Genomic DNA, 11,916 nt, shown 5'->3' on the forward strand with positions numbered 1-11,916 from the left:
AGTTATGTATACGCTTTCAATAGCACTCTTTGAGATTCATGTTATGCAAAAATGCATGCAACTCACTTGATTTTTCAGAATATTTAGAACAAAATGTTAATTACGAAACTGTGAGTGAAAGGGGTCGATGATATGAGTCGAGTTGGTTTGTATGACTCAAAATTTGAGAAAGATGCGTGTGGGATTGGACTTTACGTCAATTTACATGGGCTAAAGAAACATGAAATCGTCCAAAAATCGCTCTCCATGTTATGTAATTTAGAGCACCGAGGAGGACAAGGTGTCATCGATGCTGGTGATGGGGCTGGTATCATGACTGAAATTCCACACGAATTGTTTACGCAAACCATGAACCTTCCGTCACTCGGTCGTTACGCTGTCGGAATGGTTTTTTTTCAGCCGTCTGAGAATCAGCTTCACGAAAAGATCACTGTGATGGAACGGATGGCGGATGAACTGGATTGTTCGACGATTGAATGGCGCGAAGTACCTGTCGACCCGATGCAAATCGGTGAACATGCACGGGTCACACAACCGGTGATCTATCAATGGTTCATCTCATGTCCATTCCTAGATGAGGATGCGAATGAACGCGTCTTCTATGAACTTCGTCGAAAAATCGAAAAGGTCGAATCATTACGCCTATATATCGCAAGCCTTTCAACGAGAACGATCGTGTATAAAGGGATGTTGACGCCAAATCAAATCGCAGCATTTTATTTGGACTTGCAATCCCCTCATTACAAGAGTACGTTCGGCATCGTTCATTCTCGTTTCTCGACGAATACGTTCCCTTCTTGGGAACGAGCACATCCGAACCGAATGATAGTCCATAACGGGGAAATCAACACGCTTCGCGGAAATATCGATGCGATGCGAGCGCGGGAAGGGGTCACGTCAACAGACTTATTTGAAGACGTTCAACACTTGTTCCCTGTGCTTCAAGAGGATGGAAGCGACTCGTCCATGCTCGATAACGCTTTTGAATTCTTCACACGAACGGGTCGCTCGATTGCCCACACGGCGATGATGTTGATTCCTGAACCATTTGTCGAAGGACAGATGGAACCGTTCAAGCGCGACTTTTATCAGTATCATTCATCCATCATGGAGCCGTGGGATGGACCGACTGGAGTCGTCTTCACGGATGGAAGGCAGATCGGAGCAATTTTAGATCGTAACGGCTTGCGTCCGATGCGTTATGTCGAAACATTGGACGGGGAATTGATTCTCTCATCTGAAACAGGAGTCATTCCGGTTGACGCAGAGAACGTTAAATCAAAACAGCGTTTAAGACCAGGACAGTTGTTATTGATCGACTTGATTGAAAATCGTTTGATACCAGATCATGAGATCAAAGAGACGATTGCGAAGTCAGAGCCTTATCACAAATGGCTTAGGCAGATGATGATTCTTGAGGATCGAGGGGTCGATGAAGAAGAACTACTTGAACTCGAGCGTGTGCAACGTGCGTTTGGATATACGAAAGAAGACATTGAACAGTATATGGTTCCGTTAATCAAAGATGAGAAAGATCCAATCGGCTCGATGGGACATGACCAACCAATCGCGGTGCTCTCGACACGACCCCGTTCCTTGTTCCATTATTTCAAACAACACTTCGCACAAGTGACCAACCCACCGATTGACGCGTTGCGGGAGAAAATTGTAACGGCTACATTTACTTGGATTGGTCCGCAAGGAGATCCGGTCCATACCGGACGAGGTCATGCAAAACGTGTGTGGTTAGATCATCCGATGATTGATGGGGCGGCTCTCAAGCAACTTGACGAGAGGCTCAAGGTCGAACGAGTCGCTACGACGTTCATGGATGATTTAGAGACATCTCTTGAGTCACTTTTGCGACAAGTCAGTGAGATGGTTCGAAATGGAGCAAATGTGATCGTTCTATCTGACCGGCTCATCGATCTCGAACAGATTGCGATGCCGTCTCTCCTCGTACTGAGTGCAGTTCATCAACACTTGATTCGAGAGAACTTGCGATCGGGCTGTAGTCTTGTTTGTGAGAGCGGTGAGGTACGAGAAGTGCATCAAGCAGCGACCTTGATTGGGTATGGGGCAGATGCGGTGTACCCTTACGTGGCCTATGCGACCATTCGAGATTTAATCGAACGTGAACAAATCGCGCATTCATTTGAAGAGGCTATTCGCTCGTATCAAAAAGCAGTCGTCGAAGGCATCGTCAAAATCATGTCGAAAATGGGTATCTCCACCATTCAAAGTTATCGCGGGGCTCAAATTTTTGAAGCAGTGGGACTAGACCGTGATTTGATTGAAACTCATTTCAGGGGAACCACGTCCCAACTGTCTGGAATCGGATTTAAAGAGCTTGAAGACGAGGCGAAAACACTCCATACGTCCGCCTATGCGACGAATCGGCCGCTCGAAGCGGGAAGTGATTTCCAATGGCGTGCAGATGGGGAAGAACATGCATTTAATCCGAAGACGATTCATTTGTTGCAACGTGCCTGTCGTGAGAAGGAACGAAAATATTATGACGCTTATGTGAAGCTACATGATTCATCAGGACAGTTCATTCGACAGTTGTTTGCATTTAAAACGCAACGTCCTGTGCCACTCGAAGAAGTGGAACCAATCACGTCGATCGTTCGCCGTTTTAAGACGGGAGCAATGTCATTCGGGTCCTTGTCGAAAGAGGCGCATGAAACCCTCGCTATCGCCATGAATCAGATTGGTGCGAAAAGTAACTCGGGCGAAGGTGGGGAAGACCGAGCACGCTTCGTCCCGGATGAGTTCGGGAACGAACGCATCAGCCGCATCAAGCAAGTCGCGAGCGGGCGATTCGGGGTGACGGCAGAATATCTGTACCATGCCGATGAGATTCAAATCAAGATGGCGCAAGGTGCAAAACCGGGTGAGGGTGGTCAACTTCCCGGAAATAAAGTGTACCCATGGGTCGCCGAAGTACGCGGATCCGTTCCAGGTGTTGGGCTCATTTCACCGCCTCCACATCACGACATTTATTCGATTGAGGACTTGGCCCAACTCATCTTTGACTTAAAGCATGTGAACCCGAAGGCGAAAATCAGTGTCAAACTTGTCTCGAAGTCAGGCGTCGGGACAATCGCAGCGGGTGTGGCGAAAGCGAACGCGGATACGATTGTCATCAGTGGATATGATGGTGGAACCGGCGCTTCTCCAAAAACATCAATCAAGCACACAGGTCTTCCTTGGGAACTTGGTCTCTTAGAGACGCATCAAACGCTCGCGTTGAACGGGTTGCGGGGGAGAGTAACACTTGAGACAGACGGAAAGCTCATGACGGGACGAGATATCGTCCTAGCTGCCATCTTCGGGGCGGAAGAGTTTGCGTTTGCGACAGCACCGCTCGTCGTCCTTGGATGTATTATGATGCGTGCATGCCATTTGGATACGTGTCCGGTCGGTGTGGCGACACAGGACCCTGTGCTTCGACAGAAATTTATGGGGAAACCAGAACATGTCGTCAACTTGATGACGTTCTTGGCCGAAGAAGTACGGGAAATTTTAGCGTCACTCGGTATGACCTCACTTGATGAAGTGATTGGTCGAACGGATCTTCTTGAAGAGAGTGAATGGAAGACGAGTCATCCGAAAGCAAAACGGTTAGATTTAGCACCGATGCTCTCGATGCCGACACCACTTCCTGAACGTGAAGAACTCGCTCACCCGGCATATCGTTCCTATGATCACCGGAAATTGATTCCGGCAGTCTCTCGGTCAATCAACTCGTTGCAGCCGACATTCTTCGTTGGTCGCATCCGAAACACCGATCGCGCCGTCGGAACACAGTTAGGGTTTGAAGTGACGAAAGTTCACGGTCAGGTCGGTTTAGCGGATGATACCATTTCGCTTCGCCTCAGTGGATCAGCCGGACAAAGCCTAGGAGCATTTTTACCACGAGGGATCACCATTTCCGTCATCGGTGATGCCAATGACTATATTGGGAAAGGCTTGAGCGGTGGAAAATTAGCATTGATCGCTGAAAAACATGCGCCGTTTGATGAAAGTAAACAAATGATTGCCGGTAACGTCTGCTTGTACGGAGCGACGAGCGGACAGGCCTTCTTTAACGGTCATGTCGGCGAGCGTTTTGCCGTTCGAAATTCTGGGGCGACGGCAGTCGTCGAAGGAGTCGGCGATCATGGATGTGAGTATATGACCGGGGGAACAGTTCTCGTCCTCGGTGACGTCGGACGGAACTTCGCAGCCGGCATGTCAGGTGGCATCGCATATATTTATGGGGATCAAGCGTACGATCGACTCGTCAACGAGGAGCTCGTCTCCGTTATAAAAGAATTGAACGATGAAGACGTGGAACAAATTTATGCACTTCTTGAGGCGCATCAGTTTCATACAGACAGTGTCAAAGCACGGACCATTTTAGAGTCGTTCGAACAAGCTCGCTCTCGCTTTGTAAAGGTCGTTCCACGAGATTATGCGAATGTATTGGACGTCATGCGTCGAATCGAGGCGAATCGACCGGAGTTGAGTGAAGCAGACCGAGCGCTTGAATTGTTCCGGGTTGTGACTGAGGGGGGGAACGCATGAAACATAACTTTTTAAACATTCCACGTTCCACATTACCGGAACGTCAGGTGGATGAACGAGTGAAGGATTATGAGGAATATGCGACGCGAATGGATGACGAATCGGTCAAACAGCAGGCTGCACGTTGTATGGACTGTGGCACTCCATTCTGTCATGTCGGGGATATGATTGGACAGGAGACGATCGGGTGCCCGATTCACAACTATATCCCGGAGTGGAACAAGCTTGTGACAAAATCGGACTGGATGGGAGCGTATCACCGATTGATGGAGACGAATAACTTCCCGGAGTTCACGGGGAGAGTTTGTCCCGCACCATGTGAGGGGTCTTGTACACTCGGAATCAGTGAAGATCCGGTTGCCATCAAATCGATTGAACGAACCATCATCGATCGGGCATTTGAAGAAGGATGGGTGAAACCAAGACCTGTCCATCGAAGAACCGGGATGACCATCGCCATCATCGGAAGTGGGCCGGCTGGATTAGCGGCTGCTGACCAACTGAACCAGCTCGGACATTCCGTCACCATCATCGAGAAGGCGGATGAACCGGGAGGGCTACTCATGTACGGAATCCCGAACATGAAACTGGATAAGGACGTCGTGAGGCGCCGTATTCGGTTGCTCGAACAAGAGGGGATTGTCATCCAGACGAACATAGAGGTCGGTACGGATGTGACAGTCGAGGCGCTTCGGAACCAATACGATGCGGTGATCTTCGCTACAGGAGCTCAGAAACAGCGCACGCTCGGGATTGATGGCGATGATGCACGTGGTGTTGAAATGGCGATGGATTATTTGACGGCATCCATGTACGAGCGAAAAGGAACGACCCGATCACCAGAACATGACGCCAAAGACAAAAATGTCATCGTCATCGGGGGTGGAGATACAGGAGCCGACTGTGTGGCGACGGCAATCCGTCAAGGTGCAAAATCAGTCGTTCAATTTGGGAAGCACCCGTCAAAAGGGTTGCTTCGTGCACCAGAGAAACCTTGGCCACTTCAACCGGACACGCTTACGACGGATTATGCGTATGCGGAATCACTCGCGGTCTATGAGAAAGACCCGAGAACGTATTTGATTCGCTCCAACCAAATCGTCACGAAAGAAGGACGTGTCACAGGGGTTGAAACGGAACGGATGACGAAAGTCGTCAACCCGGATGGTCAGGCAACCTTCTTCGTGGAGGAAGATTCGATAGAGACGTATCCGGCGGACCTCGTCCTCGTCGCCATCGGATTTGAGCGACCGGAGCATGAGTTGCGGAAAATCGGCGTCGAGAAGACGAAAGATTTCCAGACGGCAACGGAAAACGTTTTTGTCGCTGGGGATGCCAAGCGAGGGCAAAGCTTGATCGTATGGGCGATTCGGGAAGGACGAGAAGTAGCAGAGTTAGTCGATGCGTATCTCGATACTTGCAAGACCGAATTAAAAACCTCATCATAAAAAGGAGCGACAGCCGTCGCTCCTTATCTTTTGTTTAGGAGGAGTTTTATGTTCACCGAAATCCTCATGTATACGGGAATCTGGTTTATTCTCATCCTCATTTTATTAGGAACCATTTATTCACGACGGAAAAAATGATCAAAGCACCATCGCGGCAATCACACCGAAGATGATGAGTGGAATATTGTAGTGTAAGAACGTTGGCCAAACCGTTTCACGTAGGTGATCGTGTTGACCGTCAGCGTTCAATCCACTCGTAGGTCCGAGTGTCGAGTCACTCGCTGGGCTACCTGCATCCCCAAGCGCTCCTGCAGTCCCGATGATGGCAATCGTTGCCTCGACTGAGAACCCGTATTGTACACAAAGTGGGACAAAAATCGCTGCAATGATTGGAACGGTCGAGAAACTTGAACCGATTCCGAGCGTTATGACAAGGCCGACGAGCAACATGACGAGAGCGGCAATGAGTTTAGAGTCACCCATCAAATCGCTCGCTCCGTTGACGAGCGGTTCGATCGCACCTGTCTCGCGGATGACGGCAGCGAATCCACTTGCGGCGATCATGACAAACCCGATGAATGCCATCATGCGCATGCCGCTTGTGAAGATATCATCTGCCTCAGACCATGGAATCAGGCGGAAGATTGAAAGCAAGATCAAACCAGTCACCGCAGAGGCGATCATCGACTCGGTCTGCAACTGAACAATCAACACGATGAGAACGACTGCGAGTGTCATGATCATCTTCAAACCACTCATTTGACGTACTTCATAATCAGTTGGTCCGAGTGCAATCGTGTCATACGTTCTCGGTTTCCGGTAGTGAATGAACGCCGCTATCAATCCGACGACCATCCCTAATGCCGGGATGCCCATGATCGAGATGATGTTGACGTCTCCGACAGTCAAGCCGTTCGCTTCAACGTTCGCGATGAGAATCTCATTCAAGTAAATCCCACCAAACCCGACAGGTAACAACATATATGGTGTCACAAGACCGAACGTCAAAATGGTCGCTACGAGACGACGGTCTACATTCAACTCATTGAACAGCACGAGTAACGGCGGAATCACAATCGGGATAAAGGCGATGTGTATCGGAAGCACGTTTTGAGAGCTGATGGATAACAATAAGATGAGTGACAACAGGAATGCTTTGACAACCATCACACGTTTTCCTGACACGTCACGACCTGACATTGAAATCAATTTTTCAGCTAAGACGTCCGGAAGCCCAGTTTTAGATAACCCGACAGCGAATGCACCGAGGAGTGCGTAGCTGAGTGCGATGCTCGCTCCACCACCAAGACCGTCACTGAAGGCGGTCAACGTATCGTTGAACCCAAGTCCTCCAACAAGCCCTCCGACAAGCGCCGCTAAGATTAATGATAATACAATGTGCACTCGGCTGATGGCGAGCGCAAATAAGACGATGACTGCAAGTAATACTGCGTTCATATCGATCCAACACCTTTCGCGTTTTCTTTCTCTTGGTATCACTTTAATATGATAAAGACTTTTTGAAATTTAACATATGATGTGACCCTTGTCAAATCGAATATGAAAAAAAGCGATAACTCGTGAAAGTTATCGCTTACGTGTTACATCTCGACGTTATGATACACTTGGCGCACATCTTCCAAGTCTTCGAGCACATCGATTAGTTTTTCAAACTGTTCTTGCGAAGCGTCATCGAGTGACACTTCGTTCTGCGGGAGCATCGTCAATTCCGCAACGGCAAACTCTTCTACACCGGCAGCCTTGAATGCAGTTTGAACGGCGTGGAACGCTTCTGGCTCGGCATAGACGATGACCGTCTCGTCTTCCTCGATAACATCACGCACATCAAGGTCATGTTCCATCATGAGTTCGAGGACGTCATCTGCCGACATTTCATTGACACCGATGACGGCAGTTGCATCGAACATATATGCGACCGAGCCACTGACTCCCATGTTGCCTCCGTTTTTACCGAACGCGGCACGAACTTCTGAAGCCGTACGGTTGACGTTATTCGTCAATGTATCGACGATGACCATCGAACCATTCGGACCAAACCCTTCATATCGAAGCTCATCGAAATTTTCCTCATCGCCACCTTTGGCTTTGTCGATGGCACGATCGATGATCGCCCGGGGCACGTTATACGTCTTCGCACGCTCCACAACGAATTTTAATGACTGGTTCAACTCAGGATCAGGTTCCCCTTGACGGGCGGCCACATAAATCTCGCGACCGAACTTCGCATAGACGCGACTCGTGTTCGCATCTTTTGACGCCTTCTTCTCTTTAATGTTGTTCCATTTACGACCCATTACATGTCATCTCTCTTTCCATTTGTACGTAGATTCATTACAGATTATATAAGAAGTTGTGGGAATTGACGAGAAAAGTTTTACTCGTCACCTTTGTCCATCTTCTCGACAATCTCTGTAAGTGTCTTCAAACTCTCAATGAGTCGGTCAGTTTCGTCCTCATTCAAAAAGGCGAGACGTTCCTCGAATAGTCTACGGAATGAGTCTCTGCGCTCAAGTAAGATCCGTTCACCTTTCTCGGTCAGTTGATTCCAAATCACGCGGCGATCCCGCTCGTCTGGCACCCGCGTGATATACCCCTCGTTCAATAATTTCGTGATGAGCGGGGTAACGTTCGGTGGCGCGATGGAGAGTGTCTCGCTGATTCGTCCATTCGTGACAGCCCCCTCGTCCTCAATCAACATCAATAGATGGAAATGAGAGAAGTTCAGGTTTGGAATTTGAGGAAAATCAGATCGACGTAACAATTTACGACGAATTAAAGGAATCAGTTTGACAAACTGGTCCGCTGCATCTTGTTTCGGCATAATAGATTCACTTCCTAGTTAGGTTCTATTTTCATTATACACGAGTTAGGTGCAGTTGAACCTAAAAACGGGTTGATGTGATGATTGATACATCATAGTTGAGATTGAATCGACACAAAATATGTAAGCGTTTACATTGAAGGTTTGATACATTTTCATGAAAACGTATTCGATTTTACTGAGGACCCATACAAAAATCAAGAACTATCAACAAATGACAAAAAAATATTGTGAAAGAGTTCACATTGTTGTCACCCACAAAAACTGAAAAACATTGTATTCTATGAATGTGAAGGAAAGCACAATCTCTTGAAAACAGTCATCACAATGTGCTTCCATCAAGTCAATATGTTCATAAAAAGCTCTCACTTATGAGGAGGAACCTAACATGGCAGTCAAAGAGAAAGCAAAAGTGGAAACAACGGCAGAACAAATGGTGGACACGCTCGTAGCAAGTGCGCATAAGGCACTCGATACGTTGATGACGTTCGACCAAGAGAAAATCGACCATATCGTACAGGCGATGGCGCTTGCGGGACTCGAGCAACACGTCGCACTCGCGAAATTAGCACATACAGAAACAGGTCGCGGTGTCTTTGAAGACAAGATGATCAAAAACATCTTTGCGACAGAATATATCTATAACTCACTCCGTGGTGAGAAAACGGTAGGCGTCCTCGAAGATGACGTTCAAAACGGAATCACATACATCGCGGAACCAGTCGGTGTCGTCGCTGGGGTCACACCGGTCACAAACCCAACATCGACAACGATGTTCAAAGCGATCATCGCCATCAAGACACGTAACCCGATTATCTTCGCGTTCCATCCATCAGCGCAACAATGTTCAAGCGAAGCGGCTCGTGTCCTCCGTGACGCAGCAGTGGCGGCAGGTGCTCCTGAAAACTTGATTCAATGGGTTGAAGTTCCGTCACTCGATGCGACGAAAGCGCTCATGAACCACCCTGGTGTAGCGATGGTCCTTGCGACGGGTGGGGCAGCGATGGTCAAATCCGCTTACTCGACTGGTAAACCGGCTCTCGGTGTCGGACCTGGTAACGTACCTGCCTACATCGATAAGACTGCAAAAGTAAAACGTGCCATCTCAGACGTCATCCTTTCAAAAACGTTCGACAACGGAATGATCTGTGCGTCTGAACAAGCGATCATCGTCGATCAAGAAGTATATGAAGAAGTGAAAGCAGAGATGACGGCACTCGGATGCTACTTCTGCTCACCAGAAGAAAAAGCAAAACTTGAAACGCTCGTCATTCGGACGGATACATGTGCGGTCAACCCTGAAATCGTCGGGAAGCCGGCAGCATGGATCGCTGAACAGGCAGGTCTCAAAGTACCAGCGGATACGAAGATCTTGATTGCAGAGCTTGAAACAGTTGGCGCAACGGAACTTCTCTCTCACGAAAAATTAAGCCCGGTTCTCGGTGCGTATAAAGTTCAATCACGTGAAGAAGGATTCGCAATCGCTGAAAAAATGCTCGAGATTGGTGGTCTCGGTCACACGGCGGTCATCCACTCAACAGATGACGATGCCATCCTTGAGTTCGGTCTCCGTATGAAAGCTTGCCGCATCATCGTCAACTCACCTTCAGCACACGGTGGAATCGGTGACCTTTATAACGAAATGACACCATCCCTCACGCTCGGTTGTGGGTCTTACGGTAAAAACTCCGTCTCAGAAAACGTGACGGCGAAACATCTACTCAACGTGAAAAAGGTGGCGAGACGTCGCGTGAATATGCAATGGTTCAAAGTACCTGAAAAAATCTATTTCGAGAAAAACTCAGTACAATATCTTCAATCGCTCACAACGAAAAAACGGGCGATGATTGTCACAGATGAAATGATGGTCAAACTCGGATTCGCTGACAAAGTCATCAAAAACTTGCCGGCTGGTGTCGAGTACCGCATCTTCGACCAAGTCGAACCGGATCCATCTGTTGAAACGGTCATGAACGGTGCCGAAGCGATGCGTCACTTCCAACCAGACATGATCATCGCACTTGGTGGTGGTTCGCCGATGGATGCTGCGAAAGGAATGTGGCTCTTCTACGAACGTCCAGAAGAGAAGTTCTCGAATCTACGCCAGAAATTTATGGATATTCGCAAACGGACGTATAAGTTCCCGACACTCGGTAACAAGTCAATGTTTATCGCCATCCCGACAACGTCTGGTACAGGTTCTGAAGTGACACCGTTCACTGTCATCACAGATAAAAAACGTAACGTGAAATATCCGATTGCTGACTATGCGATCACACCAGACGTCGCCATCGTCGACCCTGAGTTCGTCATGACCGTTCCAGCTTCAATCACGGCTGATACAGGAATGGACGTCATGACACACGCAATCGAAGCATATGTTTCCGTCATGGCGAATGATTACACAGACGGACTTTGCCTCCGCGCCATCAAGATGATCTTCGACTACCTACCAAAAGCCTATGAAAACGGTAGCGATGCGGAAGCTCGTCAGAAAGTACACAATGCTTCAACGATGGCGGGTATGGCGTTTGCGAACGCATTCCTCGGTATCAACCACTCGATTGCTCACAAAATCGGTGGAGAGTTCCACGTCCCACACGGTCGTACGAACGCGATTCTCATGCCACACGTCATCCGTTACAACGCGACACGCCCATCGAAACTTGCGGCGTTCCCGAAATATGAGTCATTCATCGCTGACGAACGTTACGCAGAAATCGCGCGTTACCTCGGACTTCCAGCAAGCACGACAGCTGAAGGTGTCGAGTCACTCGTCCAAGCGATCATCGAGCTCGGTCAACGCTTGAACATTAAACTTTCGTTCAAGGCGCAAGGTATCAAGAAAGCAGAACTTGATGCGAAGATCGACAAGATGGCGGTCGACGCATTCGAAGACCAATGTACGACGGCCAACCCGAAAATGCCGCTCGTTGAAGAATTAAAAGAAATCATGTACGCAGCATACGAAGGCGTATAAGGTTCAACCTCTACAAGGAGCCCGTTCAACTCGAACGGGCTTTTCTTGTGGTCGGAATATGACATTCAGTTTCT

At 48.5% G+C, this 11,916-nt stretch carries 6 protein-coding genes; 3 read left to right on the top strand and 3 right to left on the bottom strand.

Features of this window, described 5'->3' with window-relative positions:
* Positions 1-132 precede the first annotated feature (132 nt).
* Both gltB and KNO78_RS03515 read left to right on the top strand, forming a co-directional pair.
* Complete coding sequence (gene gltB, locus KNO78_RS03510) at positions 133-4,572, top strand: glutamate synthase large subunit (RefSeq protein ID WP_214690965.1); 4,440 nt, start codon at positions 133-135, stop codon at positions 4,570-4,572.
* On the top strand, positions 4,569-6,020 hold the full coding sequence (locus tag KNO78_RS03515; protein ID WP_214690964.1) for a glutamate synthase subunit beta: 1,452 nt from the start codon (positions 4,569-4,571) through the stop codon (positions 6,018-6,020). The genes gltB and KNO78_RS03515 overlap by 4 nt, the downstream gene beginning before the upstream one ends.
* 138 nt (positions 6,021-6,158) lie before the next feature.
* On the opposite strand, the gene KNO78_RS03520 is transcribed toward KNO78_RS03515, so the two are convergent.
* The 3 genes from KNO78_RS03520 to KNO78_RS03530 all read right to left on the bottom strand — a co-directional run bounded on the left by KNO78_RS03520 (position 6,159) and on the right by KNO78_RS03530 (position 8,862).
* Entirely contained in the window at positions 6,159-7,478 is a 1,320-nt protein-coding gene (locus KNO78_RS03520) for a Na+/H+ antiporter family protein (RefSeq protein WP_214690963.1), read from the bottom strand.
* A 143-nt stretch (positions 7,479-7,621) separates the two neighbouring features.
* The gene (locus tag KNO78_RS03525) at positions 7,622-8,335 is read right to left on the bottom strand and encodes a YebC/PmpR family DNA-binding transcriptional regulator (protein ID WP_012726206.1); all 714 of its coding nucleotides are present in this window, start codon (positions 8,333-8,335) and stop codon (positions 7,622-7,624) included.
* Between the two features lie 80 nt (positions 8,336-8,415).
* On the bottom strand, positions 8,416-8,862 hold the full coding sequence (locus tag KNO78_RS03530) for a MarR family winged helix-turn-helix transcriptional regulator (protein ID WP_012726207.1): 447 nt from the start codon (positions 8,860-8,862) through the stop codon (positions 8,416-8,418).
* Between the two features lie 388 nt (positions 8,863-9,250).
* On the opposite strand from KNO78_RS03530, the gene adhE reads away from it, so the two are divergent.
* Positions 9,251-11,842, top strand: coding sequence for a bifunctional acetaldehyde-CoA/alcohol dehydrogenase (gene adhE, locus KNO78_RS03535; protein ID WP_012726208.1), 2,592 nt, complete (start codon positions 9,251-9,253; stop codon positions 11,840-11,842).
* Positions 11,843-11,916: the final 74 nt, after the last annotated feature.

Origin of the sequence: Exiguobacterium sp. s132 (genome assembly GCF_018617235.1) — a bacterium.
Taxonomy (GTDB): Bacteria; Bacillota; Bacilli; order Exiguobacteriales; family Exiguobacteriaceae; genus Exiguobacterium; species Exiguobacterium profundum.